At 60.5% G+C, this 26232-nt stretch carries 24 protein-coding genes, 1 tRNA gene and 1 pseudogene; 16 read left to right on the forward strand and 10 right to left on the reverse strand.

What is annotated here, in order from left to right:
• Positions 1 to 26 precede the first annotated feature (26 nt).
• The 3 genes and pseudogenes from INS93_RS14820 to INS93_RS24690 form a co-directional block, all read left to right on the forward strand.
• Positions 27 to 1502 carry an aldehyde dehydrogenase family protein gene (locus INS93_RS14820; protein ID WP_192983297.1) on the forward strand — a complete coding sequence of 492 codons (1476 nt, stop codon included), beginning with the start codon at positions 27 to 29 and terminating at the stop codon, positions 1500 to 1502.
• A gap of 399 nt (positions 1503 to 1901) precedes the next feature.
• Entirely contained in the window at positions 1902 to 2453 is a 552-nt protein-coding gene (locus INS93_RS14825; protein WP_192983299.1) for a helix-turn-helix domain-containing protein, read from the forward strand.
• A gap of 53 nt (positions 2454 to 2506) precedes the next feature.
• Positions 2507 to 2623, forward strand: a pseudogene (locus INS93_RS24690) (antibiotic biosynthesis monooxygenase); the annotation flags it as partial.
• A 167-nt stretch (positions 2624 to 2790) separates the two neighbouring features.
• Here the strand turns inward: INS93_RS24690 and phnE are convergent.
• From phnE to INS93_RS14845, 4 genes are read right to left on the reverse strand one after another with little or no spacing between them, the layout of a single operon-like run.
• A complete protein-coding gene (phnE, locus tag INS93_RS14830) occupies positions 2791 to 3552 on the reverse strand; it encodes a phosphonate ABC transporter, permease protein PhnE (RefSeq protein WP_192983301.1) in 762 nt (253 codons plus the stop codon).
• Positions 3549 to 4376, reverse strand: a complete 828-nt coding sequence (locus tag INS93_RS14835; protein WP_192983304.1) for a PhnE/PtxC family ABC transporter permease — start codon at positions 4374 to 4376, stop codon at positions 3549 to 3551. Before INS93_RS14835 ends, phnE begins: the two co-directional genes overlap by 4 nt.
• Positions 4370 to 5170, reverse strand: a complete 801-nt coding sequence (locus INS93_RS14840; RefSeq protein ID WP_192983306.1) for a phosphonate ABC transporter ATP-binding protein — start codon at positions 5168 to 5170, stop codon at positions 4370 to 4372. Before INS93_RS14840 ends, INS93_RS14835 begins: the two co-directional genes overlap by 7 nt.
• Positions 5167 to 6018: a putative selenate ABC transporter substrate-binding protein gene (locus INS93_RS14845; protein WP_192983309.1), complete on the reverse strand. Its 852-nt coding sequence runs from the start codon at positions 6016 to 6018 to the stop codon at positions 5167 to 5169. Before INS93_RS14845 ends, INS93_RS14840 begins: the two co-directional genes overlap by 4 nt.
• A gap of 135 nt (positions 6019 to 6153) precedes the next feature.
• On the opposite strand from INS93_RS14845, the gene INS93_RS14850 reads away from it, so the two are divergent.
• Both INS93_RS14850 and INS93_RS14855 read left to right on the forward strand, forming a co-directional pair.
• Positions 6154 to 7044, forward strand: coding sequence for an NAD(P)-dependent oxidoreductase (locus INS93_RS14850; protein WP_192983311.1), 891 nt, complete (start codon positions 6154 to 6156; stop codon positions 7042 to 7044).
• A complete protein-coding gene (locus tag INS93_RS14855) occupies positions 7041 to 7820 on the forward strand; it encodes a hydroxypyruvate isomerase family protein (protein ID WP_192983314.1) in 780 nt (259 codons plus the stop codon). The genes INS93_RS14850 and INS93_RS14855 overlap by 4 nt, the downstream gene beginning before the upstream one ends.
• Positions 7821 to 7923: 103 nt before the next feature.
• Here INS93_RS14855 and INS93_RS14860 read toward each other — a convergent pair whose 3' ends face one another.
• The 3 genes from INS93_RS14860 to INS93_RS14870 form a co-directional block, all read right to left on the reverse strand.
• Positions 7924 to 10104: a putative bifunctional diguanylate cyclase/phosphodiesterase gene (locus INS93_RS14860; protein WP_192983317.1), complete on the reverse strand. Its 2181-nt coding sequence runs from the start codon at positions 10102 to 10104 to the stop codon at positions 7924 to 7926.
• A 64-nt stretch (positions 10105 to 10168) separates the two neighbouring features.
• Entirely contained in the window at positions 10169 to 12340 is a 2172-nt protein-coding gene (locus tag INS93_RS14865; RefSeq protein WP_192983320.1) for a hypothetical protein, read from the reverse strand.
• A 302-nt stretch (positions 12341 to 12642) separates the two neighbouring features.
• Positions 12643 to 13620, reverse strand: a complete 978-nt coding sequence (locus tag INS93_RS14870; protein ID WP_192983323.1) for a zinc-dependent alcohol dehydrogenase family protein — start codon at positions 13618 to 13620, stop codon at positions 12643 to 12645.
• Between the two features lie 171 nt (positions 13621 to 13791).
• Here INS93_RS14870 and INS93_RS14875 point away from each other — a divergent pair, with 171 nt between their 5' ends.
• Positions 13792 to 14493 carry a substrate-binding periplasmic protein gene (locus INS93_RS14875; protein ID WP_192983449.1) on the forward strand — a complete coding sequence of 234 codons (702 nt, stop codon included), beginning with the start codon at positions 13792 to 13794 and terminating at the stop codon, positions 14491 to 14493.
• 83 nt (positions 14494 to 14576) lie between these two features.
• The gene (locus INS93_RS14880) at positions 14577 to 15722 is read left to right on the forward strand and encodes a PQQ-dependent sugar dehydrogenase (protein ID WP_192983325.1); all 1146 of its coding nucleotides are present in this window, start codon (positions 14577 to 14579) and stop codon (positions 15720 to 15722) included.
• Between the two features lie 42 nt (positions 15723 to 15764).
• Here the strand turns inward: INS93_RS14880 and INS93_RS14885 are convergent, their stop codons facing one another.
• A complete protein-coding gene (locus INS93_RS14885; protein ID WP_003462311.1) occupies positions 15765 to 15956 on the reverse strand; it encodes a hypothetical protein in 192 nt (63 codons plus the stop codon).
• 240 nt (positions 15957 to 16196) lie between these two features.
• Between INS93_RS14885 and INS93_RS14890 the strand changes: the two genes are divergently transcribed.
• The 6 genes from INS93_RS14890 (at position 16197) to trfA (ending at position 20492) form a co-directional block, all read left to right on the forward strand.
• Positions 16197 to 17039, forward strand: coding sequence for a CvfB family protein (locus INS93_RS14890; RefSeq protein ID WP_003462310.1), 843 nt, complete (start codon positions 16197 to 16199; stop codon positions 17037 to 17039).
• Positions 17040 to 17094: 55 nt separating this feature from the next.
• Positions 17095 to 17170 (forward strand) — tRNA-Thr (locus tag INS93_RS14895).
• A gap of 166 nt (positions 17171 to 17336) precedes the next feature.
• Positions 17337 to 18554 (forward strand): tyrosine-type recombinase/integrase, encoded by a 1218-nt coding sequence (locus tag INS93_RS14900; protein ID WP_192983328.1) that lies wholly within the window; start codon positions 17337 to 17339, stop codon positions 18552 to 18554.
• Positions 18551 to 19300, forward strand: a complete 750-nt coding sequence (locus INS93_RS14905) for a hypothetical protein (RefSeq protein ID WP_192983330.1) — start codon at positions 18551 to 18553, stop codon at positions 19298 to 19300. The genes INS93_RS14900 and INS93_RS14905 overlap by 4 nt, the downstream gene beginning before the upstream one ends.
• Positions 19301 to 19407: 107 nt before the next feature.
• Positions 19408 to 19611, forward strand: coding sequence for a helix-turn-helix transcriptional regulator (locus tag INS93_RS14910; RefSeq protein WP_181090511.1), 204 nt, complete (start codon positions 19408 to 19410; stop codon positions 19609 to 19611).
• A gap of 14 nt (positions 19612 to 19625) precedes the next feature.
• Entirely contained in the window at positions 19626 to 20492 is an 867-nt protein-coding gene (trfA, locus tag INS93_RS14915; RefSeq protein ID WP_226945538.1) for a plasmid replication initiator TrfA, read from the forward strand.
• Positions 20493 to 20711: 219 nt separating this feature from the next.
• Here the strand turns inward: trfA and INS93_RS14920 are convergent, their stop codons facing one another.
• Positions 20712 to 21239, reverse strand: coding sequence for a hypothetical protein (locus INS93_RS14920; protein ID WP_192983336.1), 528 nt, complete (start codon positions 21237 to 21239; stop codon positions 20712 to 20714).
• Complete coding sequence (locus INS93_RS14925; RefSeq protein ID WP_192983338.1) at positions 21229 to 22152, reverse strand: phage integrase N-terminal domain-containing protein; 924 nt, start codon at positions 22150 to 22152, stop codon at positions 21229 to 21231. The genes INS93_RS14920 and INS93_RS14925 overlap by 11 nt, the downstream gene beginning before the upstream one ends.
• A 979-nt stretch (positions 22153 to 23131) precedes the next feature.
• On the opposite strand from INS93_RS14925, the gene INS93_RS14930 reads away from it, so the two are divergent.
• The 3 genes from INS93_RS14930 to INS93_RS14940 all read left to right on the forward strand — a co-directional run bounded on the left by INS93_RS14930 (position 23132) and on the right by INS93_RS14940 (position 26196).
• Positions 23132 to 23455 carry a hypothetical protein gene (locus tag INS93_RS14930; protein WP_192983340.1) on the forward strand — a complete coding sequence of 108 codons (324 nt, stop codon included), beginning with the start codon at positions 23132 to 23134 and terminating at the stop codon, positions 23453 to 23455.
• On the forward strand, positions 23455 to 25371 hold the full coding sequence (locus INS93_RS14935; protein ID WP_192983343.1) for a hypothetical protein: 1917 nt from the start codon (positions 23455 to 23457) through the stop codon (positions 25369 to 25371). Before INS93_RS14930 ends, INS93_RS14935 begins: the two co-directional genes overlap by 1 nt.
• Before the next feature lie 603 nt (positions 25372 to 25974).
• The gene (locus INS93_RS14940; RefSeq protein WP_192983346.1) at positions 25975 to 26196 is read left to right on the forward strand and encodes a hypothetical protein; all 222 of its coding nucleotides are present in this window, start codon (positions 25975 to 25977) and stop codon (positions 26194 to 26196) included.
• The last annotated feature ends 36 nt before the right edge of the window (positions 26197 to 26232 follow it).

The following is a 26232-nucleotide window of genomic DNA, read 5'->3' on the forward strand; positions in this document are numbered from 1 at the left end:
CACCAGGCAAAACGCAGGAGTTAGCCATGAATATCCATACCCCACACACGTCCAGGCATGCGTTGAACTGGGTCGGCGGCGAGTGGATGGGCTCGGATACGATCCGTGGGTCCATCAACCCTGCCACCTATGAGGTCATAGGTACCTATGCCGAAGGGGGCAGTGAAACCGCCGAAGCGGCCATCGCCGCGGCGAAACGCGCAATGCACGAGACCGATTGGGTGCACGACCGCAAGCTGCGCGCGCGCGTGCTCGACAATCTTGCAGACGCGTTCGAACGCAATCGGGGCGAACTCATCAAGATCCTCTGCACCGAGAACGGCAAGATTCAACGCGAGGCCAGCTTCGAAGTCGATCTTTGCGCGCCGTCACTGCGATATTTTGCCGGCATCGTGCGCACTGAGGCCGGACGGGTCGTGGACTCCAAACCGGGCAGAATCGCGATGATGATGCGCCAACCGATGGGCGTGGCGGGAATCATAGTGCCCTGGAACTCGCCGATAATCCTGACGGTACGATCACTCGCCCCTGCATTGGCGGCCGGCTGTGCGGTAATCATCAAGTTGCCGGGCAAGAGCGCGCAGATCGCCTCGACCCTGTCCAAGATCTTCAGCAACGTAACGGTACTGCCCCGCGGCGTGATCAATGTTTTCACCGACGAGACTGGCGATGGAGCCAAGCATCTCGTGGCCTCGCCGGAGGTGCCGATCATCAGCTTTACCGGTAGCACTGGCACCGGCAAGGCGATCGCTCTCAGCGCCGCACCGCACTTCAAGCGAGTTGGACTGGAACTCGGCGGTAAGACGCCATCGATCGTGTTCGACGATACGGATCTCGATCTTGCGCTACCCATCCTCGAAAAGTCAGTGACAGTGTTTGCGGGCCAGTTCTGTGTGACGGGTCAACGGGTGATTGTGCAGGAAGGGATCGCCGACGAGTTTCGCAAACGCTTTGCCGAACGCCTGCGCGCGGTAAAGATCGGGCCTGCGGCAGACCTGTCGAGCGACATGGGCCCGATGATCGACCGCGAGAACGTCGAGCGCGTCGATATCCTGGTTGAGCGCGCCATTGCGCAGGGCGCGGAGGTCATTGTGCGAGGTGGTCCGGTGGCCGAAGGCCCGCTGTCGAAAGGCGCATTCTTTCGCCCCGCGTTTCTGGAGGTGAGCGATCCGACGATGCCAATCGTCCAGGAAGAGACGTTCGGGCCGGTGGTCACCATGCAGAGGTTTGCTACGGAACAGGAGGCCGTTGCGTTGGCCAACGACAGCATCTATGGCTTGGGAGCGAGCATCTGGACGCGCGATCTCTCCAAGGCGCTGCGGATCGCGCCCCGGATCGAAGCGGGTATGGTCTGGATCAACGAGTGGGGCGCACTCGGCGAAGACACCGAGGAGGGCGGTTCCAAGCAGTCGGGGCTCGGCCGTCTGAACGGTGTGGCTGCGATCGAGGACTTCACCGAGATCAGAACGATCACGCTCAATCCAGGACTGATGGATAACTAAGTGTGGCCTGATGCCAGGGCGCTATAACGTCAGTAACGGGGGCAGATATCTTCAACTTCGCCTTCGGCGGTCAAGATGTCGTGCCACAGGGCAATCATAAGCGTCGATTGATTTTGGCTGGCAATAAATGTCACGCATTTGGACCTCCAGTTCTTCTGACTTCTCCATCAGTGAGGCCATAAAGCGGGAACAAGAAGCGGGCGTCAGTTGTAGTAGATATGTGCCGGTTGAGTCAGTTTGTTCCTGCGAGGGTTTTCGTGAATTTTGGCGGCGCACAAGCATCGGAAATATTTCTCAAGTAACTATTATGGTGTCGGTTGTGTTGAAAATACACCAGTTGACTATCTAATAAGTAATACGAAACTCATGAATTAACCACCCGATCTAGGAGCGCGAGCTATGAGCGAAAGTATCGATACGGGTATTATGTTGAGTAACAGTAGCGTCGGTCGCCCTGAGCGTGCAGAACAGGCAAGACGACTGTTGATATTGCTAATGGAAACGGAAAGGGCAATTTATCGTGATCCTGATATCGCATCGACTTACCTTAATCAGGCAATTAGCTTGCTGACAGTCACCAGGCATAACAAACACAACCCATACAAGCCTCGCGGAGGGTTGGCGAGCTGGCAGATGTCGCGCGTAGATAAATTCATAAATGACAATATCAGTAGCAGTATACGGACAGTCGAACTTGCCTCATTGCTCAGTTTGAGCGCCAGCCATTTTACACATGCCTTCAAACAAACGACCGGTATGACCCCCTTGGTATACGTAGCGACTATGCGTGTGAAGGCTGCGCAGCAATTTATGCTTTGCTCCATGCATTCCCTAAGCGACGTTGCGCTAAGTCACGGCTTCTGTGATCAGGCACACTTTTGCCGTGTATTTAGGCGGGAAACAGGGTTGTCGCCGCAAACATGGCGAAAGTTATATGCCTCCAACGCCTGACTATCCAATCCGTCATTTGACAAAGGTCACCACTGCATCATGAGTGGGGGAAGTCCAGTTATGTAATGGGATGCTATTTAATATTCTTGAGGTTTCACTTGATCGTCCTGCTCGTGGTGTATCTGTTCATGCCCATGGCCACGCGCGCGTTTGCAGACTGGCTGAGATCTCACAATCGGGTGGGCGATCTTGAGGCAGGAAAAAACCTCGGCAGCTTTCAACTACCGGCGGTTTGCGCGGCACCGCCAACCTGGCTCCTTCGGCTGTGCCGATGCCTCGGACTGGTCGCGGCGCTTTACGAACAGACTAGCCGCCAGGGCACAATGCTGTGTTCGGCTCAGCTCACCCAGCGCTGCCGTGCCCAGCCACTCAGAGCATCCACCGCCAGCACCAGCAGCAACATTGCCAGGATCACCGTGGCCGCCTGCGCTTCCTGGAACAGGCTGAGCGACACGTAGAGCATCTGCCCCAGCCCGCCGGCACCGACGAAGCCGAGCACGCTGGCCATGCGGATGTTGTTTTCCCAGCGATACAAGGTGTAGGCCACCAGTTGCGGCCAGACGCCGGGCAGGGTGCCGTAGCAGAAGGCGAGCATGCGTCCGCCGCCGCTTTCACGGATGGCGTCGGCCGGTTCGCGTGGGGTGTTTTCCAGCGCTTCGGCGAACAGGCGGCCGAGCACGCCGGCAGTGTGCAGGGCCAGGGCCAGGGTGCCGGCGTTGGGGCCGAGCCCGGCAGCCAGCACCATCAGCGCCGCCCACACCAGTTCGGGGATGGCGCGCAGGGCATTGAGCAGCAGGCGTGTGGCGTGCAAGGCGAAGCCGCCGAAGCGCCCGGCGGCTGGCAGCGCTAGGGCCAGGCCGAGCAGGGCGGCGAGCAGGGTGCCGATGGCGGACATGGCCAGGGTTTCCAGCGCGCCACGGCCAATGGCCTGCAGGTGTGCGCTGGAGAAGTCCGGCTGCAGGAAGCCGCTGGCGTACTGGCCCATCTGCGCCAGGCTGTCGCCGGCGACCAGGGCGCCGAGGTCGATGCCCAGATAGAGGAACGAGGCAGCCACCGCGCCGAGCATGGCGGCGAGCAGGATCAGGTTGCCGGCTCTCATGTCAGCCTCGCGCGCAGCAGGCGGCTGAACTGGTCGGCCAGCAGCACCAGCAGCAGGAAGGTGAGCAGCATGCTGGCCACTTCGCCGCCAGCGAACATGCGCAGCGACAGGTCGATCTGCTGGCCCAGGCCGCCGGCACCGACGAAGCCCATCACCACCGACGCGCGAATGGCGCATTCCCAGCGGTACACGGTGTAGGAGAGCATCTCTCCCGCAGCGTTGGGCAGCACGCCGTAGGCGAAGGCGGTCAGGCGGCTGCTGCCGGCACCCAGTAGCGCGCGCGTGGGGCGGGCGTCCACCGACTCGAAGATTTCTGCGTACACCTTGCCGAGCATGCCGGCATAGGTGATGGCGATGGCCAGTACCCCGGCGGTGGGGCCGAGGCCGACAGCGCGGACGAACAACAGTGCCCAGACAATCTCCGGCACGCTGCGCAGGAAGATCAGCAGGCCGCGCACCGGCCAGCGCGCCAGGTTCGCCCACCAGGCCGGGCGGCCACCCCGGTGCACGGCCGACAGCGACAGCGCGCGGCTGGACAGCAGCGCGGCGGGGACGGCGATCAGCAGGGCCAGGCTCATGCCGGCGGTGGCGATGGCCAGGGTTTCCAGGGTGGCTCGGCCGAGCAGGGCGAGGAACTCGCCATCATGTGCAGGCGGCCAGAAACCGGCGAGGAAGTTGCCCATGGCGCGGGTGTTGTCGCCATCGACCAGCACGGCCAGGTCCAGTTCGCTCAGGCTCAGGCCCGGCCACAACAGCAGCAGCGCCAGTACGCTGATCAGCAGGCGCGGCAGGGCGGCGGGGTCGCGTGGGGCGGCGGTCAGCATCGCGGGATATGCACCGGCTGCGGCTGCACGGGTGAGCTGGGCGTGGCCTGCAACTGCTCGTTGGCGTACAGGGCTTGCAACTGGGCGGGTTGCACCTGCGCGGCCGGCAGGTCGAAGGCTATACGCCCGTCGCGAATGCCGATCACCCGGGGGAAGTGCGCCAGCGCCAGGTCCACTGCGTGCAGGCTGGCCAGCAGGGTCATGCCGCGCTCGGCAGCCTCGCGGTTGAGCACGGCCAGGGTGTGGCCGGCCAGCACTGGGTCCATGGCCGAGACCGGTTCGTCAGCGAGAATCAGCTCTGGCGCCTGGTACAGCACGCGGGCGATGCCGACGCGCTGCAACTGGCCACCGGAGAGCTGGTCGCAGCGCTGGTAGAGCTGCTCGCTGATATCCAGCCGCGCAAGGGCGGCCTGGGCACCGTTGGCATCCAGCGGATGCAGCAGGTTGATCAGGCCCTTGGCCAATGACCATTGGCCAAGTTTGCCGGCCAGCACGGTGGTGACCACGCGCTGACGCGGCGGCAGCGGCGGTGCCTGGTGGATCAGCCCGATGCGTGCACGCAGGCGTTGGCGCTGGCGAGCGGCCAGGCGCCAGGGGTTGTGCTGCAGTAAGTCGATCTCGCCGTGCGTGGGTTGCAGGCTGGTGGCCAGCAGGCGCAGCAGGGTGGTCTTGCCGGCGCCGGAGGGGCCGATGATGGCCACCCGTTCGCCGGGACTTACCTGCAGATCGATGTTTTCCAGCGCCACCTTGCCGTTGGCGTGGGCCAGGCCCACGCCACGCAGGGCGATGCTCACTTCAAGAGGCCAGCGGCGCGAGCGGCTTCTTCGATGCCTTCGTAGTTTGCAGGCTGGGTCTCGATGAAGCGGCTGGCGGCCTGCAGGTCGAGAATCGCCTTCTGCTCGGGCTTGGCCGGGTCGAGGGCGAGGAAGGCGGCCTTGATCTTCGCCTGCAGGTCGGCGTCGAGGTTGCCGCGCACGGTCCAGTTGTAGTCGTAGTAGGTCGGGGTGGTGGCGAAGACCTTGACCTTGTCGGTGTCGACCTTGCCGGCGTCGACCAGCTTCTGCCATACCGAGGCGTTGAGCACGCCGGCATCGGCCTTGCCGGCCTGCACCCAGGCAGCGGTGGCATCGTGGGCGCCGGAATAGGCCACGCGGCTGAAGAAATCTTCCGGCTTGATGCCGTCCTGCAGCATGAAGTAGCGCGGCATCAGGCTGCCGGAGGTGGAGGACACCGAACCGAAGGCGAAGGTCTTGCCTTTCAGATCCTGCAGGGATTTCACCGCCGGGTCGGAGGTGATGAACTTGCTGGTGAACTCGGCGTCCTGCTCACGCTGTACCAGCGGCACGGCGTTGCCGGTCTTCAGGCGCGCCTGGACGAAGGTGAAACCGCCCAGCCAGGCCATGTCGATGCGGTCGGCGGCTAGCGCTTCGACCACGGCGGCGTAGTCGGCCACTGGCACGAACTCCACCTTCATACCCAGTTCCTGTTCCAGGTAAGCACCCAGCGGCTTGAATTTGCGCAGCAGTTCGGTAGGAGCTTCGTCAGGGATGGCCGAGACCTTGAGGACATCGGCGGCTTGCACAAATACAGCGGATACGGACAGGGCGATACCGGCGGCGAGCGCCAGGGTGTTCTTGAACATGTCGGATTCTCCGGTTCAATAGCGGGGAAGGCGCGCGGAGTATAGTGGCCCGGCGCTGCCGATGCAGCCCCGGCAGCACACAACTGACGCCGAGGTTAAGATGCGGGTCTGATCTTCATTGCCTGGAGTTGATCGATGACCGCAACGCTTCCCGCCCTGGCCTTCGCCGGGATTGGTCTGATGGGCCTGCCGATGACCCGCCGCCTGCTCGCCGCAGGCTACCCGCTGACCCTCTGGAACCGCACGCCGGACAAATGCACATCGCTGTTGGCGCAGGGCGCGCATCGCGTGCAGAACCCCGCCGAGCTGTGTCGCGATGCCAATGTGGTGATGCTTTGCCTGGCCAATACCGAGGTGGTGCGCGAAGTGGTGTTCGGCCCGGGCGGGATCGTCGAGGGCGCGCGGCCGGGGCAGTTGCTGGTGGACTTTTCCAGCCTGGAGCCGGCGGCCACCCGTGAGATGGCGGCTGAACTGGAAGCTCGCACCGGCATGCGCTGGGTGGATGCACCGGTTTCCGGCGGCACACCCGGCGCCGAGGCCGGCACGCTGGCGATCATGGCGGGCGGCCGCGAAGAGGACGTGGAGCGCGTGCGCCCGATTCTCGCGCACCTGGGCCAGCGCCTGACGCGCATGGGCGAGGTGGGCGCCGGGCAGGTGACCAAGGTGTGCAACCAGATGATCGTCGCCTGCAACGCGCTGGTGATCGCCGAAGTGGTGGCGCTGGCCGAGCGCTCCGGCGTCGATGCCAGTCTGATCGCGCCGGCACTGGCCGGTGGTTTCGCCGACTCCAAGCCGCTGCAGATCCTCGCGCCGCAGATGGCCGCCAGCCAGTTCGAGCCGATCAAGTGGCACGTGCGCACGCTGCTCAAGGACCTCGACACGGCGGTCAAACTATCCCGTGAGCAGGGCAGCGCCACGCCCATGAGCGGCCTGGCCGCGCAGCTGATGCGCCTGCACGGCAGTCAGGGCAACCTGGAACGCGACCCGGCTACGCTGGTGGAACTGCTGCGGGAGCAATGCCCATGAAGATCGCCGCCAACCTGTCCATGCTGTTCACCGAGTTGCCGCTGCGCGAACGTGTGCTGGCGGCGATGACGGCGGGTTTCGAGGGCGTGGAGATTCAGTTTCCCTACGACCTGCCGGCGGTCGCTCTGAAAGAAGTGCTGGAGTTGACTGCGCTGCCGTTGGTGCTGATCAACGTGCCGGCCGGCGACCTGATGACGGGTGGCGCCGGTCTGGCCGGCGTGCCGGCGCGCCAGGCCGAGTTCGATGCCGCGTTGCAGGAGGCGCTGACCTACGCTGCCATGGCGCGCCCGGCTTGCATCAATGTGCTGCCCGGCCGCCTGGCCGAAGGCGTGAGCCGCGAGCAGGCGCTGGATTGTCTGGCCGCCAACCTGCGCAAGAGTGCCGAGGCCTTCGCGACGTTGGGCATTCGCGTGCTGGTGGAGGCAATCAACCCCATCGACATGCCGGGGTTTCTGATCAACACGCCGGAGCATCTCGATGAGCTGTTGCGCGCGGTGGATCACCCGAATCTGGCTGCGCAGTATGACCTCTACCACATGGCGCGCCAGGGGATCGATGTGGCCGCAGGCATGCGTCTGCTGGCCGGACGTATCGGCCACGTGCAGTTCGCCGACGTGCCGGGGCGCGGTGCGCCGGGTACAGGTGAGTTGGCATTCCCGGCGTTGCTGGGTGCGTTACGTGACAGCGGTTACAGCGGCTGGCTGGGTGCCGAGTACAAGCCCGGTGAGGCGGGCACGCAGGCCAGTCTGGGTTGGTTGCAGGCGTTCAGGGCTTGAGTGCGAGGCGTGCCTTGGTCGCGGCTGAAGCCCCTCCCACAAGGGCTGCACAGCTGCTTGTAGGAGGCGCTTCAGCGGCGAGCCTTTGCTCTGGGGCGAAGGCTCAAGACCGTGCCGCCACCCGCTCCAGCGGCCGGTAATGTGGGGGGAAGAGGGTCACGATTTCTTCCAGCGGTACCGGTTTGCTGAACAGATAGCCCTGGACCTGATCGCAGTCGCGCTCCTGCAGAAACGCCAGCTGCTCGGTCGTTTCCACGCCTTCGGCGACGACCTTCAAATGCAGGGCGTGGGCCATGGCGATGATGGCGTGGACGATCTCGCGATCCTGATTGGAGTGGGCCACGTCCTGAATGAAGGAGCGGTCGACCTTCAGCGTATCCAGGGGTAGGCGGCGCAGGTAGGCGAGCGAGGAGTAACCGGTGCCGAAGTCGTCGATGGACAGGCTGACGCCCAGCGCGCGGATGTTTTCCAGCAGGCCGATGGCGCGGTTGATGTTGCTCAGCAGCGCACTCTCGGTCACCTCCAGCTCCAGGCAGTGAGCGGGGCAACGGGTCGAGTTCAACAGCTGTTCGATGCGGCCAGGCAACTGGTCGTTGGCCAGGTTCAGCGCCGAGCAGTTGACCGCGATCTTCAGCCCCGGATAGCCCATGTTGTCGAGGCTGTTGAGGTCGAGGCAGGCACGGCGCAGCACCCAGTTGTCGAGCTGATCGATGAAGCCGTTGGCTTCGGCGATGGCAATGAAGCGCTCCGGTGTGAGCAGGCCATGCTGTGGGTGATGCCAGCGCACCAGGGCTTCGAGCTTGCTCAGCGCGCCGCCGCGCAGGTCGATGATCGGCTGGTAATAGAGGATCAGACCGTTGTCCTGTTGCAGAGCCTGACGCAGGTCTTCTTCCAGCTGCAGCTCGAACGAGGCTTTCTGCTTCAGATGCGGGTTGAAGAAATGCACCACGTTGCGCCCGCTGCCCTTGGATTGATACAGCGCCAGGTCGGCGTGCTTGAGCAACTCGTCGGCGCTGGCGCCGTCCTGCGGGAACAGGCTGATGCCGACGCTGGTGGTCATCACGATCTTGCGGCCGGCCAGGCCAATCGGCTCCTTCATGTGCTCCAGCATGCGCGCGGCCAGCGCGCGCGGGTCGGCGTTGCTGTCGAGGCTGGCGACCACGCAGAACTCGTCGCCACCGAAGCGCGCGATGATGTCGCGCTCACGCAACGCGCTGCGGATGCGCTGCGCCACCACGCGCAGCAGTTCGTCGCCTGCGTCGTGGCCAAGGCTGTCATTGATGCGCTTGAAGTGATCGATATCGAGGAACATTACCGCCAGGCTGCGGCCGGTGACGGCGTGTTCCTCCAGAGTGGCGGCGAATACCCGGTTGAAGCCGCGGCGGTTGAGCAGTTCGGTCAGGGGGTCGAAATGTGCCACCTGCTCCAGCGATGCCTTGGCCTGATCGAGCTGCACCAGCAGGGTGTTGACCCGTTGCAGGTCGCGCTCCTTGTCGTCCAGCTTGCGACCGATCCAGGCCGCAGCCAGGCTCAGGCTGAGAATCAGCAGGGTGATGGAGGCGACGATCAGTACCAGTTGCACGCTGTTGTCGGCGCTGCGCAACTGCAGCGGCGTGCCGTCCGGCACCACCAGATGGAGTGCAGTCATGCCGGTGTAGTGCATCGAGGCGATGGCGGCGCCCATCACCAGCGCCGCTGAATATTTCATCCAGCGTTGGCGGCGCTGCGAGCCATGGCGCACGTAGCGGTTGAGCAGGAGCGCGGCGAAGCTGGCGCTGACTGCGATGACGATGGACAGGGTGAACAGGCCGACGTCGTAGTAGGCCTGCGCCTGCGAGCGGATCGCAGCCATCCCGCTGTAGTGCATGGCGCTGATACCCAGGCCGATGATGATGGCGGCCAGCAGCTGCCGACTCAGGCCGGGACGCGGCATGGCCATGTAGTACACGGCGAGGAGGGCGGCAGCCAGGGCTACCAGCAGCGACAGCGCGGTGGTGGCGAGGTCATAGCGAATGGCGACAGGGGCCTGGAACGCCAGCATGCCGATGAAGTGCATGGACCAGATGGCGCCGGCCAGGCACAGCCCGCCAAGCAAGCCCCAGACCAGGCGCATGCTGCGCCTTTGTACCTGATCGAGATGCTTGGCGATGGTCAGCGTGCTGAGGCTGCCGACGCTGGCGATGGCGTACGACAGAGCCACCAGCCAGGGGTCGTGTTCACAATCGAGCAGGAGCTGACCCTGCTCGGGCAGGTCGGCGAGAAAGCGGATCGATAGTCCTTCCATAGTCACCCCGCTTGGCGGCGGCTTGCGTGCCTTGTTCAGTGAAGCACAGGCACGCGCGTACCACCTATTTTCCGTAATCGTTGAGCGATATCACCCGCGTTTTGCCGATGCGGTGGCGATAGATTTCGCGCAGGTACTTGATCGCCTGCTTGACGCTTTCGCGTGTCAGGCGGATGTCGTTGATCGACACGAACTTCTCTGCGTCGTGGATCAGCTCGCGGTACTTCTTCTCGTACATCGGTTTGATCGCGTACCAGTTGGTGTCGAGGATCTTCGCCGGGTCTTCGTGCTCGTTGAGCATGGCGTCGAGCTGCGCTTCGTTGAAGCGTTCGGAGACGATGAAGTCGAGCATGGCGTCGTCCAGGCTGTCGTCGAAGCGGTACTGGTCGCGCGCGAAGCAGCGCTTGATGTAGGCGACGATCAGGGTCAGGAAATCGTCCGACAGGCACGGACTCTTGACGATCAGGGTGGTCAGCGAGAGGTTGGCCGAGGCGCCGATCACCAGCGCATAGCGCTTGAGCGTGGTGTTGGGGAAGAGGTTGTTGAGGTGGGTCTTGAGCCGGTTCAGGTCCATGTAGGACAGCTTGTAGTCCTTGGGCAACGAGACGATGGACACCACCGAGGAGCAGTTCTTGAAGAAGTGCAGGTCGCTCAGTTGCGTCGCGTCGTAGCCGCTGGTCTTGTACTGCTCCAGCGCCTGGCGATAGCGCTTGGACTCGATCGGCAGCAGGCTGATGCCCTCGATGGCCTGGGTGACCTTGTTGAAGTGCGGCAGGTCGATGGAGCGGAAGAACAGGTCGTCGATGTTCAGCCGTGGCGGGCTCTGATCCTTGTCCAGCACGCGGAATTTTTCCGAAAGCTGGGCGTGCTGTTCGGGCACCACGGATTCGGCGTAGGCCACGGCCACCGGGCCGGCCAGACTCATGAACAGGTCGTTGGCGTCGAGGCGGATGGTCTCGCCGATGTCGATGCCGGCGCGGCGAAAGTAGTTCTGGTCGTAGTCGCTGGTCACCGCCTGGGCGGTGAGGATGTTGAAGATCTGCTGCGAGATGTACTGGTTGGCGTGGCGCTCCATGGCGGTCACGTCGATGTTGTGGATGCTGCCGTCACCGCTTTCTTCGGCGTACCGCATGATGTCGTTGGAGATCAGCATCATCGCGTTCCACGGGCGGATGCGGCGCATCACGCTTTCGGCGCTGTTCTGCTCGTTGTCGAAGTTGTAGGAGAAGTCCCATTCCTCGGCCAGGTACTTGCACAGCAGGCGTCCGGCGTTGATGTGCAGGGCCTCGGACATCTCGCTGCGCTGGTCGGAGATGTTCGGCAGGATGCAGATGCCGCTGGTGAAGATCGGTTCGAAGACGAAACCACGTTCGCGCTCGGCCTCGCCATCGTCCGGCGTCTTGCTGTCGAAGGTCTTGCTCATGTAGGCGAACTGTTGTGCCAGGCCGAACTCCGAGGCCATGCCCGAGCCGGTGCCGCCGCCGGCGCTGAAGATATAGAAGTACAAGCGCGACTGGTTGGCCTTGATCCCGCAGGAGTCGATCAGATAGCTGTGGATGAACTTCCAGTCTTCGTTGGAAAAGCGCTGGGTGTCCTTGTTGAGGATGATCTTGGCCAGGTACTGACCGAGGATCGGCGCATTGCCGGCCCCACCGGCATGCACCTCGGACAGGTCCATGATCTTCATCTTGCTGTAATCGTCGAGAAACCCGCTCATCTCGCCCTTGCGCGAGAAACGAATGCGTCCGGCGATGTCCTTGTCCAGGTCGCCGAGCATCACCAGCGGCTCGATCAGGAACACCGGCTTGCTGTTCTTGCGCGGCGCGCGCAACAGGTTGCTGCGTATCCAGCGGCTGGGGCGCGAGGCCTGCTCGATGGCGGCAGTGGCTTCGCTGTGAAACTCTTCCAGATAGAACTGGCGTGCGTTGTAGACCAGGGATGCAACGTCCAAGGCGATGTTCGAGCCGCAGCGGCCAAGGCCGATCAGGCACACCGAGGGAAACTGCTGGATGCGGCTCGACTCGCCCTCGTCCAGCGGCTCGCCCAACGGGAACACCATGTTGCGCAGGCCGTCGAGGTTATCGAGGATGCGCTCGATATCGCGTTCGGTGAAATACAGATACTGCTCGCCACTAGCGCTGCGCCCCGGCAGCGCGGGGGGCGCCAGCAGGTTGTCGGCGATATCGGCCAGGGTGGCTTCCTTTGCGGGGGCTACGGCGTCTTTTTTAGTTTTCATCAGTGACAGTCCGGCGAGTCAGTGGGGTATTGGCCATTGGCCATAAAATGACCAACCCCATAGGTTCTAGCACGGAAAAAAGTACTTTGCCTTATTCCCCGCCGATATGAGCTGCTTTGGCCGATGTGCCTCGTCGCTGCGCATCAGGCACGCGAATGGCAGTGGCACTGCCCTGCGTAGGGCGTACTCGCCGCAGGCAGGACGCCGCTAGTGAGCGGCAGAGATGGCGCCCCCATGGGGGCAGGGGCGCCGGGCGTATTTCGGAGGGGAGGGTGCGCGGTGCGCACCAATCGCTGTGCGTCTCAGGGCACCAGCAGAATCTTGCCGTCCCGCTCGCCGCTGGCGGCTGCCGCTACGGCGTCCTTGATGTGCTCCAGGTCATAGGTGGCGGCGACGCGGGTCTTCAGTTTGCCGCTGGCGATCAGTTGCACCAGCTCGCCGAACACCTTCATCTGCTGCGCCGGGCTGGCGTTCTGGAACCACTTGGCTAGCCAGAAGCCGCGCAGGGTCACGTCACGGAACACGAAGGAGGCTGGCGAAACCTGGCAAGCCTGGCCGCTCATCATGCCGTAGTTCACCAGCACGCCGCCGTTGGCCAGGACCGCTGCCAGGTTGTCGGTGCTGACGCCGCCGACCGCATCGATACCCAGGCGCACCTCGGCGCCACCAGTGGCTGCACGCACACGCTTGGCCAGGTCCGGGCCGTCCACCAGTACCAGATCACCGCCTTCGGCCTCGACGCCGGCAATGGCCGAATCACGGCGTACCACGTTGATGGTCTTGAAGCCGCGCAGCTTGGCCAGTTGGATCAGGTAGCTGCCGACGCCCGAGTTGGCGGCGTTCTGGATCACCCAGTCGCCCGGCTTGAGATCGACGAACTCGCTGAGCAGCAGCGAGGCGGTAGGTGGGTTGACGGTCAGCATGGCCAGTTGCAGCGGGTCGGTATCCGGCAGCGGGATGAGTTTTTCCGCCGGAGCATTCAGCGCCGTGACCCATGTACCGCAGCCGACTGGCAGCAGCACGGTCTGGCCGACCTTGAAGGTGCTGACGCCCTCACCGAGCGCTTCGACCTTGCCCACGCCTTCGTTGCCGCCCACGGCTGGCAGCGGCGGCAGCATGCCGTAAGCGCCGGTCAGGGTCAGTACATCGGACGGGTTGATCGGTGCAGCCAGTACCTTGACCCGCACTTGCCCGGCCGTGGGCTCCGGCAACTGCAGTGGCACGGCGCTGATCACGTCCTGCGGCACCGGGCCGCGTTGTTGGTATTCGGCTTTGAGCATGATCTGGATCTCCTGAAGGCAGGCGCAAAATGCGTGCAGCCAGTCTAGCTGCGATAGGGCAAAGTGGAATGAATCGGCTGGCATCCACTCTGGTTATGAAGGCGGCCAGGCGTCTATGCTCTGGCGGGACCGATAGTGGGGTAGAAGATGCTCAGATGGTGGCTGGGAGTGATGCTGGCATGCCTGAGCCCGACGGTTGCGGCCGAGTTGCTGCATGTCGGCTTTGGCACGCACAAGCCGCCTTATGTCTACGAAGGTGAGCCGCGCGGCCTGGAATATGAATTGGTGGAGCGTGCTGCGCACAACGCCGGTTTTGAAGTGACCGCCTATTACGCGCCGATAGAGCGCTTGCACCTGATGCTGCGCCGCGGCGAGATCGACGCCATTACCACCACTCACGAGCGCAGCGGGGTACAGGCCTTCTATTCGGCGGTCTACATCCATTACCAGAACGTGGCGGTGGCACTGGCCAAGCGCGGTTATCAGATCGAGCAGATCGCCGACCTCGGCCAGTACGCGGTCAGCGCCTTTCAGCGTGCGCGACTGCTGATGGGGCCGGAGTTCGAGCGCATGGCCATGAACAATCCGCGCTACCGTGAGGAGGCGCTGCAGATCAATCGCAATCGCCTGCTCTATAGCGGCCGCACCGATGTGGTGGTGGGCGACAAGCGCATCATTCGCTACCTCGATCGCGAGGTGGATGATCAGGTCGACGTGACCCAGCCACTGGCCTGGTTCGATATTTTCCCACCGACGCCATACCGTGTCGGCTTTCGCCGTGATGAACAGCGTCGGCGCTTCGATGAGGGGCTGCGTATGCTCAGAGAGTCCGGCGAATACCAGCGTATCGAGCAGCGCTACCTGACGGACTGAAACCTGAGGAAACTTTTGTGGGGCTGCCACGGCTCAGGGGCTGATGCACTATGGCCGCCTGTCTGACGCATGGAGACGCCACGATGCCGCGCCTGAAACCTCTCGCAGCCCTCGGCCTGCTCGCCCTGTTCGGTTATCAGTACAGCTTCGCCGAAGACCGGCAACTGAGCTCCGAGCTGGGGCCACTGAACGTTCACACCGTCGCCGAAGGCCTGGCCAACCCCTGGGCCGTCGCCTTTCTGCCCGATGGCCAGGGTTATCTGGTCAGCGAGCGGCCAGGTGCCTTGCGCCGGGTAAGCGCCGAGGGTGACGTGTCCGAGCCGCTGCGCGGCGTGCCCAAGGTCTTCGCCGTCGGCCAGGGCGGCTTGCTCGACGTGGTGCTGTCACCTGATTTCGCCGAGGACCGCCTGGTCTATCTGTCCTACGCCGAGGAAGGCGACGGGGCTGCAGGTACGGCTGTAGGGCGTGGCAAGCTGTCGGCCGATGCCACGGCGCTGGAAGGCTTCGAGGTGATCTTCCGCCAGCAACCGAAGCTGTCCAGCGGCACGCACTTTGGCTCGCGGCTGGTGTTCGACCGCGATGGCCATCTGTTCATCGCCCTGGGCGACAACAACAATCGCCCCACCGCGCAGGACCTCGACAAGCTGCAGGGCAAACTGGTGCGCATCTTCCCGGACGGGCGCATACCCGAGGACAACCCCTTCGTCAGCCGTGACGGCGCGCGTGAGGAAATCTGGTCTTACGGCCACCGCAACCAGCAGGGCGCAGCGCTCAATCCCTGGAGTGGCCGCCTGTGGACCCACGAGCATGGCCCGCGTGGTGGCGACGAAATCAACGTTCCTGAAGCGGGCAAGAACTATGGCTGGCCGCTGGCGACGCACGGGGTGAACTATTCGATGCTGGCGATTCCCGAGGCCAAGGGCGAAACGCTGGAAGGCACCGAGCCGCCGCATCACGTCTGGGAAAAATCACCGGCGATCAGCGGCATGGCCTTCTACGATGCCGAGCGTTTCCCGACGTGGCAGCACAACCTGTTCATCGGCGCGCTGTCCGGCCAGGCGCTGATTCGCCTGCAGCTCGATGGCGACAAGATCGTGCATGAGGAACGTTTGCTGGAGTCACTGAACGCACGGGTGCGCGACGTACGGCAAGGACCGGACGGCTATATCTACGTGCTGACGGATGCGCCGAAAGGGCAGTTGCTGCGCCTGGGGCTGGCGAGCGAGTAACGCTGGGAAGGGGGCTGGGTGCGCGATGCGCACCCGAGGCGATCACTTCTTGCTGATGGTGATCTGGCGCGTGCCGCCGTAAGTCTGGCCGCTGACGCCCTTGGCGATCTGCTGGATCTCGCCACCGCCCTGCAGGAAGGCAGCAATCTGCGCCTCGATGGACTCGCGGGTTTCCACGGCTGGGGCGGGTTTGCTGACTTTGCTGGAGGAGGACTTCACGCGCAGGGTGGCCATGACCTTGATCTCTTTCAGATGGGCGGCCGATCATTATGCCTCAATCAGCCCCTTTCTGCTTGGCTAATCGCCGTGATGAATAGCGAAACGCTGTTTCTCACCCACTTTTCGCAGCAACTTATGGCTTGTTTCCCAGGCACTTATGCCACCATTCGACCGGCCGTCGTTTTGCCATGCGGCCAGCCCGGTCGCGCGTCAACTCGGGTAGAATGGCCGGCTGTTTTGGTGAGGTGAAACGCGATGGCCTTGATTGGGCGGATGAATTCTTTGCAGGTGGTCAAGCACACCGACTTCGGTCTGTACCTGGACGGTGGTGCGGATGGTGAAATCCTCCTGCCCAAGCGCTACATCCCCAAGGACACACCGAGCGAAGTCGATGACTGGCTCAACGTGTTCCTCTACCTCGACAGCGAAGACAAGCTGATCGCCACCACCCTGAAACCGAAGATCCAGCTCGGTGAATTCGCCAGCCTCAAGGTGGTGGATATCAACCGCGTCGGCCTGTTCTTCGACTGGGGCCTGCCCAAGGACCTGCTGCTGCCGCATTCCGAAGAGAAGCGTCCGCTGCAGATCGGCGACTACTGCGTGATCTACCTCTACCTGGACAAGCGCACCCGCCGCCTTACCGCCACCGCACGCCTGGACCGCCACCTGGACAAGGTGCCGGCCAACTACCAGGTCGGCCAGGAAGTCGACCTGCTGGTGGTCGAACGTACCGACCTCGGCTTCAAGGCCATCATCGACGGCAAGCATTGGGGCCTGATCCACAAGAACGAGCTGTTCAAGTTCATCCGCAGTGGCATGCGCGAGAAGGGCTACATCAAGGAGCTGCGCGCCGACGGCAAGATCAGCCTGAGCCTGCAGCCCATCGGTCACGAAGCCGCCAGTGGCCTGGCCGAGCAGATCATCGAACGACTGCGCGCGCAGGGCGGTGTGCTGGCGCTGGGTGACAAGAGCCCGCCGGAACTGATCTCCGAGCATTTCAGGGTCAGCAAGGGCAACTTCAAGAAGGCCATCGGCGGCCTCTACAAGCAGGGCCTGATCCGCATCCACGACGACCGCATCGAACTGCTCGACAGCTGACGTCACAGCGACTTGAGCGCGAGCGTGGCAACTCGCATAATGCCGTCGTTTTCCCGCCGGTGTAGCTCAGTCGGTAGAGCAGCGCACTCGTAACGCGAAGGTCGTAGGTTCGATTCCTATCTCCGGCACCATTAAACAGTTTCATGCAGTGCCAAGCAGTTGCATGATCATCCCAAGAAGCCCGCCTAGTGCGGGCTTCTTGTTTCATGCCGTCCCATATTGTCGCATGCAAGCGCTTGTCTTCTGAGTACCTCTGCGAGTACCTTTAGTTAGTTCAATAATCTATGGGTACTCGGCATGGCTTTGACGGCTTTGCAGGTAAAGAACGCTGCACCACGCGAAAGGGACTATGGCCTTGCCGATGGCGGCGGTCTGTTCCTCTGGATTCGTGCGGCAGGCGGCAAATCCTGGCGCTTCCGATTCCGGCTGGATGGCAAGCAGTCGCATATTTCCCTTGGCACCATCGACAAGGTAACGCTCGCACAGGCGAGGCAGCTTGCCTTTGATGCTCGCCAGCTTGTGGCGCAGGGGCGGCATCCTGGGCTTGAGCGGAAGGTTGCGCGTGCACAGGCGGCGATGTCTCGCGCCAATACGTTCAAAAATCTTGCATCGGAGTGGCATCAGCATAAGTCGCCGCGATGGTCGGTAGGTTATGCCGGTGACGTTATGGAGGCTTTCGAGCTGGACATCTTTCCCCAAGTAGGGAATTTGCCGCTAACCGACATCAAGCCTATGCACTGGCTACAGGTTTTCCGTCGTATTGAGGCGCGCGGAGCCCTGGAGAAGCTGCGCAAGGTTCGGCAACGTTGCCAAGAGGTTTACCGTTTCGCGATTGCCACGGGGCGCGCCGAGTACAACCCTATCGCAGACATTGGAGGGGCGCTGCAGACCCCAACCTCTCGACACTATCCCTTCCTCCCTATCGCTGAAATCCCGGAGCTGATCCACAGCATTCAGGCGTGTCCCGGGCATGACGTAGTGAAGATCGCTACTCGACTGTTGATTCTGACAGGGGTTCGAACTGCGGAACTGAGAGGGGCTCCTTGGTCGGAGTTTGACCTCGATAACGGGCTCTGGCTGATCCCAGCCGCGCGAATGAAGATGCGCCGTGCTCATCTCGTACCGCTCTCCCAGCAGGCGCTCGCCGCATTGCGTGAACTGCAAAGCATAACTGGCGGTTACACGCTTGCTTTCCCCGGCCGTAACGATCCGGCCAAACCCATGAGCGAGGCCGCTATCAATCAATTGCTGAAGCGCTCTGGCTATGACGGTCGCGCCACAGGCCATGGGTTTCGACACACGATGTCCACCACCTTGCATGAACAGGGCTATCCCAGCGAGTGGGTTGAAACCCAGTTGGCGCATGTGGATAAGAACAGTATTCGCGGTACTTATAACCATGCTCAGTATTTGGAAGGGCGCAGAGAGATGCTTCAGTGGTATGCCAATCACTTGGAGATTCTGCCATGTAGTAATGCCGAGGCCCCTACAGTCGTGGGGGAGAAAGTTGCATGAGTAACGATGTAAAACGATTGTCTGATCTGGTCCCGAATTACGCTCGTTACTACATGGTCAGTCATCAGGAAGCGGCATATGCTCTGCATGAACTGATCCAAGAGCTATCTGTGGAGTATGTAGATGTTCGGGAAGATAGATTGTCGCTAGGTAAGGTCTTTTGGGTGGGGAGGGTGGGGGAGTCAAAGCGTTCAGCTAGATTTTACAATCTTAGTTTTGAAGGGCTTGGAAAATACTTTGACTCTTTCATTAATCCGCTCCCTGAAGTCGATAACTCTCTTGTGGGTTGCTTTTGTGCGAGTGAGGCGGAATTAAAAAGAATCCCGGCAAGTGTTATTTACTTCTCAAGAAAAGCCTTGGGTGAATTGATACTCAATGCAAGGTTGGAAGTTCCGGCATTTATATTGAGTGATGAGGTTTTGCAGGCTGAAGAAAATCAAGGTGATGCTGGGTTTAAGCAAAAAGAGCAAAATTATATAAGTTTAATTATCAATGGGCTTTTTGAGATAATTAAAGAGGTTGATAAGGCTCACACTGAGCAATTCTTGGATGAGGAGTCCAAGAGGCGAGCCGAAACCATCAAACGTCGTGCTCTGGGACTGCGCTCGGCTCGTAAGAACTTTAATCCATGTCCGGCAATTCTATCTCTCGCAGAAGCCGCAGGTGTGGATATGCCAAATAGCCCGAAAACACTTAGAAAATACATGGGCGATAACCTCTCAGGCGATGCCGGTAGCGCTGACTAGAAAGGTTTTTTGGCATTTCCTAAAGAAATAGGCAATTGCCGGGACTCATCGTAGGGGTGTCAACGAAGCTCTAGCCGTCCCATACGGTTCCAAGGAGTCCCATCCTGATGGCTAGTCAACCTATCTCCCCTTTGCTACTGCGTATCCCTACTGTCTGCGCGATGGTGGGACTGAGCAGATCCCAAATCTATCGACTGATGAAGGCTGGAAAATTCCCGGCAAGTATTCCGCTGGGAACTTATTCTGTGGCATGGTCTGCTGAGCAGGTACATGCATGGGTTGAAGAAAAGATCTGCGCATCTGCTCGTTAGCGATGCCTGCAAATATGAAAATTTCCAATCTTCTTGCCAGGTTGGAAGAGAACCAAAAGCGGTCTCGCGCTCGCCAGAGCTCTTCAGAGATTGAGAGTGAGCATTGTCCTAGCTTATTGCCAAACTGGTCAGACTCAGTGCGGCGCACCCCGAACGTTGCTCTTCGCTCAGCTTTGTTCGCAGCAGTCAGTAAAGGGTATCGACCTTATTATGAGCGAGTAAAAATTAACGCTCTTGGCGGAATTAGCATAATTTATACAGGAGCCCTACTGGATCAAGGTGATTTGGATGTCTGGGAAACTGTGCTGCACTTGGCTCGAAAACAAGAGTTAGGGTCGGAATGTCGAGTAACTGCTTACCGATTGTTAAAGGAACTCGGAAAAACTGACACCGGAAAGAATCGAGCAATCTTAGACAGGCATCTCAGCAGAATGAATGCAACTGCCTTGCAGGTTCGGGTGGGCGGGCACTCGTATGAGGGTAGCCTGATACATGAGGTCTACCGCGATCATGAGACCAGGAGTTATGTCATTCGATTGAATCCCAGTCTTCGAGTGCTGTTTCTTACTGATCAGTTTACGGACGTGGACTGGTCTGTTCGACAGGCATTGCGTGGACGACCACTTGCACAATGGTTGCATGGTTTCTATGCGACGCATGCAAAGCCATATGATTTGAAGGTCGAGACTTTACATAGGCTTTGTGGAAGCCGATCTGCCTGTATAACCGACTTCAAGAAGGACTTGCGCCGGGCGCTGGACTATGTGGGAAAGGCACGCGAGGCATCAGGACAGTCTTTTAGCTATTCAATAGAGGGTAACTTAGTACAAGTCAAAGTCACGCCTAGCCCATCTCAGCGGCGGTATCTGGCGAAGAGTTGATACCGTTCCAGCACCCCTATAATGCCGTTCTAGTGCCCCTGACTACCGTTCCAGCACTCCCGCGATACCGTTCCAGAGCCCCTACAGATACCGTTCTATCGCCCCCAAAACGCGACATCGAAAAAGGTCTGTAGCCCAGGCAGAATCGGTTGTGCAGGGTTTTTAGCTTGAGGCGATAATCGGCTTTTAATCAGATCTAATCTTTGTCACTGACCAGCGCTAGCTGACGGCGATGGTGCGTCCTGCCCGGAGGGCATGTCTCACCGCCACGGCTGTTTCATCGGTGCCAGTCGCCCAGGACTCCATCATTACGTTGAGCTGATCAATCCTGTTCTGCATTAACCTGCATTGCTCCTGTGCTCTAGACACAGCTCTCAGCGCCTCGTCGCGATCCTGATCAGCGATGGAGAGAATCCCTCGAAGCGTTTCCATCTCGCAATGATGGTCTCTTTCTGTTGCGGCTAGCCTCTCCAAATGTTGCTGCTCGACTGCCTCAAGCTCATCACGATGCTCTTGGAGTATCGCTTTGTGCCGAGTCACACTGGCCTCCAGCGTGGTTTTGATCTGCAATCTCGCCTGCTTGCCTTCGATAAGCAGCAGTACCAACACAGTACTTGCGATCAGGAGCGCGCCGATCACGAACAACAGACTGCTGTTGATCCAACTAGGGTCAATATTCAAATTCAAAGTAGGTACGCCTCGATAAAGTTGGAAAATCCGGTTCCGGTGAGCATCTTTATCGCCCAAGGTAATGCGTGGACACGTCTTCACGGGAATGCCCCAGCTCTTCGACAACTGCTAAGCGTGCAAAGCGATCCAGCTCCCAGTTCTGGGATCTGAGGTTCCCCCCCTCAACCGGGGAGCGGCTGCCCGAATAGTGGGCATAGCGCTCGTTGGCGAACGCATGACGCAGACCATGTGAAGTCACACCAAGCTGGGCCTTGGTCAGCCCCGCTTTGGCGACAACGCGGCTGTAGTGGCCCAGCGCCTGTTTCAGAGACTTGCCCGGATCGGCGGTGCTTGCCGTACGGCGATCTGCAAAGGTTTTGGCTCTATCAATCAGCTCTCGCCGCTCTGGTGTATCAATGGGCACCGTACGATCCCGACCACCTTTCGTGCCGATGCTGACAGCCAGATAGGTGCCCTTATCAGCCAGATGAGGCCGCAGCATGACAGCTTCCTTAACCCGGAGACCAAACCGGTGCTGAAGCTCCACCTGGAGCGCGACACGTTCATCCAAGGCGCGCAGGTCACCAAGTTTTTGCGTAACGCTCACGCCGTTTGCCTCCCACCCCTTGTCCTGAATGTTGATCGACGTTCTAGCGGCCTCATGATTCGGGAAATAGCGCTCCGTGCGTTCCACCATGCCCTCTTTGCCTATCCACGAGGAAAACGTTCTCAGGGTGGAGAGACGGTTTTGTAAGGTCGAGGAAGAAAGCTCCTTGCTCAGCCAGTGCTTGGCCAGCGCTTCTACATGACGGCCTTTGAGCTGCCTGACATCGCCCAGCTTGTAGCCCATCTCTCTCAGGTCTGTGAACGCCTGATACAGCACAGTGGAGCGCTTTTGCTGCGTCTCGTGACTGGCGACTGTCCCGTCTGATGCCTTGATACCGTTGTGCTGCTTGAGCACAGATGCCAGTGAGGATTTCCAGCCGGCCATAACTGCTCCTGGTCTCTCTGATTTGGGGGGAGGTGCGCGTATGGAGATACGTGAAAGCGAACTTGCTACCTGGAGCACGGTTTCCCGCACACAAAGGCACCCCGGAGGGCGGACAACCCGATCTGGGTTCCGGCCAGCCTGCTGGGCTGGTTTTGCATCGTTGATACGGACTTGCGGTATGGCTAACCCTGTCGCGTCATCATCGAACCGCGAGCAATGCTCAAGCGTGCAGCGATGAAGAACGTGTCGGGGCTCCACTAACGCAAGCTCGCACCTAGATGCGGTTACTACGGTTTCGCAACGTGCGCGCCAAGACTCCAATCCTCCTGGCCGTTACGTGGTATGTGCCGGTGAGGCGAGTGCGGTCTACACCCACTATCACTGTCTGCCCCCGCTGGCAGGCCATCCCATTTGGCGGGAAGCGCTAGGCGCTCCGTGTGGATCATCATCACTGCATCCCGCTCGAACCGAGACCCCAGGCCGAGCGTTTGAACCACCTCCATCGTTGATTAGTAACTACCCATCCAACGACCCAAGGGCGTTGGAACGGGCGCCCTTGGTCTGTTGTTGCAGGCCAGGCTGATGACAGCCCAAACCCACGTGACCCTCTCGCTTCTGCGATGACGCAGATAGCTCGAGGGCGGTTGCTCCAGAGAATCAAGCAACCACTAGCACGAGACTCAGTCGCGAGTTTCGCCCTGCCGGGCTCATCAGTCGTGCGCGAAAATTTCCTTCACCTGCTGTGATCATTTTTCGAGAAGCCGCGAGCCCTGTTCAACCGAACCTGATGTAGTTGCTGCGGCCCACTCTCTTTTCTGGCCTGCGGCTCAGAAAAGAGAGTGGGGGCCAAGACCGTCAACAACTCCTCAATTCCAAACAGGCGAATTGGGGAGTTGATGCAAGTGCGTGGGGTTCAGTGGAGGCGCAGGAGGGTGACCGTTAGGCTCGGTAGGTGTGAGCCAATTAGGGGGAGCCCGCTATGAAAATCGACAAAATTTCCACCGGACTGGACTGGCTGCTTCAGAGGTTGCCTAGAGCGTCACTGTGGACATTCCGCACCGCTGCGGTGTTGCTGGCTATTGGAATGATCCATATCGCAGCAGCAGCCATGATTGACGGCTACACAGCTAGAGTTCTGGAGCAATACGCACGAGCAGAGGCTGAGCGCTCGATCCTCGCCCTACCACTAGGGCATATCCTGGGCAGTGTGGGCGTGATCATGTTGTGGCTGTGGGTGCCTATGATTCTGACCCGCCTCTTCCTCGGTCTGCGTGCGCGCCTATGGCGTCGGGCAGGTCAGTGATGGGCACTGCGACGGCAGAAAATTTCGCGGGATTCAACTGGGTTTTTGCGCTGTGGGATAGCGCTGCATTAACGATCATTGCTGCCACCGAGCCGGTGTTTATGGTGCTACACCAGTTCAGTACGGCACTAATAGTTGTGGTGGGTTTTGCGTGGTGTTTTTTGATTGCCCTGCGGGTTCGCGAGGGAATTGCTGGTGTCCTGGCTGGCGGGCTTTTGATTTTCGCGTTGGTGCTGCCGTATCTCATGAAGCCTGCGGCGGTCCAGCTCCCCAGCGGCGCCACTGTGCAGATGGTGGAGGCTCAGGCGCTGACGCTCAAATTTGTCATGTCGGCGCACAGAATTTTCCAGTCGCTTATTGAGCCGGTGCTGAATACGCACTCGGCGGCAGGGACAATCGTGCCGGCTCAGGCTGCGATTGACGATATCGTTGGGCGATCGGCAGACGTGTTTGCTGGCAGTGATCTGGCTCAGCTCATACGCGACTACAACGCCAGCTGTGTTCCCCACACCAACAATCTGACTGGACCAGAGCGTGCCACCAAGATCGAGGCCCTGCATTCCATTGGGTTGCTCGGCGGGGGCGGACTGGGCATTCCAGATCAGGAAATTAGCCTGATTTCCCAGGCGCGTACGGCTCTCTCTGCTTCCTGGACATTTGTGTCCGGTGGTTGGGCCACGTATTTCCTGGGAGGCGGTGAAGCCCGCAAAGGATTGGAGCGGGTGTTGGATCAACGAGCCATGCAGACCAGGCGTGAGGAAGGCCTGCGTATGCTCGAACACGTCGGACCGTTCATGGGAGGACGCTACAAGCTCCCGGCGCAGGACTTTTGGGCCGCTAAGTTCTCGGGCAAATCGGAGGCTCAGCCTACGTACTTGCCGATCAGCCTGATACCTAGCCAGAAACGTGTCGTGGTCGCCCCCGCCGAATTCGAGGAAATCCATTTTCAGCCCTCCAGCTGCGTCGAGGCCTATCGGGTGGCCCAGCTCGGAGCTGAGCAGGCCTACCAAGCGCTGCGTGAGTCGGGTGAGGTCATCGCGGGTGGCCAGCGCGTTAGTGCAGAGGTTGGTGCGGTTAGTACGGCGGTTGCCTGGCAGCGGTTTATGGCTCGGTCGCTACAGCACACAACAGATCTTTCGGCTGAGGGGAGTGAGGTAGCCGGGGGCATCCTGGCCAGCGCTCAAATGTTCAAAAATTTCAAAGGCTGGCTCGATCTGCAGACGCTTCTACCTGGGTACGTAATTTTAGCGGCTTGGGTTTTCTGGATTGTTCTGTTACTTGCGCCGTTGTTCCTGCTACTAGTTCCGTTGCGGGGAGGGCAGATAATCGCTCAGTGGCTGGCGCTTCTATTGCTGCCTGTGGTTGGGGTGATGGTGGCCCAGATAGTGAATTTTGGGGCGTCCATGGTGATGGCGGCTGTAGCGGTTGGTCAGGCCGGCGCTGCCAGCGGGTGGATTGGGGCTGGAGCTGACTACGACGCGTTGCGCGGGATGATGACGGGACTGGCTACGGGCGTCCTTGGTTTCGCAACGTGGATCACCGGCAGCATGCTAGGCGTTTCGCTGAGCGGGTTGGCCGGGAGTTTGTCGGGGGCGGTGGCGACAGCCAGTGAGGCGGGCGCCTTCGTATCTAAGGCTGTTGGGATGGCCATGCTGGTAGGGCGTCTGGGTCGAATGGGAGGCTCCGCTAACGTGAGCCGGCGTAGGCCAGGTAGCGAATCAGACGGGCAGAGCGCTTCTCGAAATGCTGCTGGTGTCGCAGGTACTAGCAGGGCTCCATCGCCAACCCGTATAGTTATGACGCAGTTCACTCCGGCAAGCTCTCGAACCAGAAGGCTAGGTGGAGCGAACGTAAAGGGGTCGCAGTCGCTTAATCCACCCAAGAAGCCAACCCCGCCTACCACACCTCCTACTTAGTTTCGGGCAAGAGGGACGGCGCCGACCGTTCTGGTGCCGGCGATGACGCCACATTAGTGGGGCACGCCGGCACGGCCCAACCCCTACCAGAAAAACTCATAAAACCCTCAGCAAACCCGCGTTTTCCTGTGGCAGGCATTTGCGCCGCTCAGGAAAAACGCTGTCGAATTCTGCATTCCCACTGACTCAGCGCTGAATATGCACCGTCAAACCGCTGCTGCTCCCTAGGTCTGTTCTCCCCGGCCACTGATAAACCCACAAAAACCACTGAAAAAGAACCGTCATTCATCGTCGCGTAGTGGGGTTTCTTTTGGGTACCACAGCCATTCTCCCAGGTATCGCCGCGGCGTCCCCAATCCCCAGTACGGCAACCGACGATTTTTCCTGACTGCTCGGTGACACGCGTCTCTCTCGGGGTAGCGTTCCAGCTGTCATGAGCAGAGGTTTTCGTTATGGGAAGGTTGCTGGTGGGGTTTATGTGTTTTGGTGGAGGGATCTGGCTGGGCTCTTATCGAGTGCTACCGCTGTGGGCCATCGGCTTGCTGATCTTTTTGGCGGCTGGCCTGTTGGGCGTGGTGGAGTGGCTGGAACAGCGGGAGGGGCATGACGATGATGCAGGCTGATCTGGATGAATTGATGGTTGTCAGCTGCCTATTCCCTGGCATGCAGTGGACAGCCTCCGAGACGCGACCTGTGCTCATCGGCAGAGACGGCAACATTCTGCGTCTGTACTGGATGCCGTTGCTGCTATGGCTGGATGAATGTTACGCCTCGCTTTTCATTGAGCAGCTCAACCGCAAGGGTGTACGTCAGCTTAATGAATGATGGCAAAATGACGCCAATTTGCAGATGCAAATTACA

The organism is Pseudomonas sp. EggHat1 (assembly GCF_014892995.1).
Lineage (GTDB): Bacteria > Pseudomonadota > Gammaproteobacteria > Pseudomonadales > Pseudomonadaceae > Aquipseudomonas > Aquipseudomonas chaetocerotis.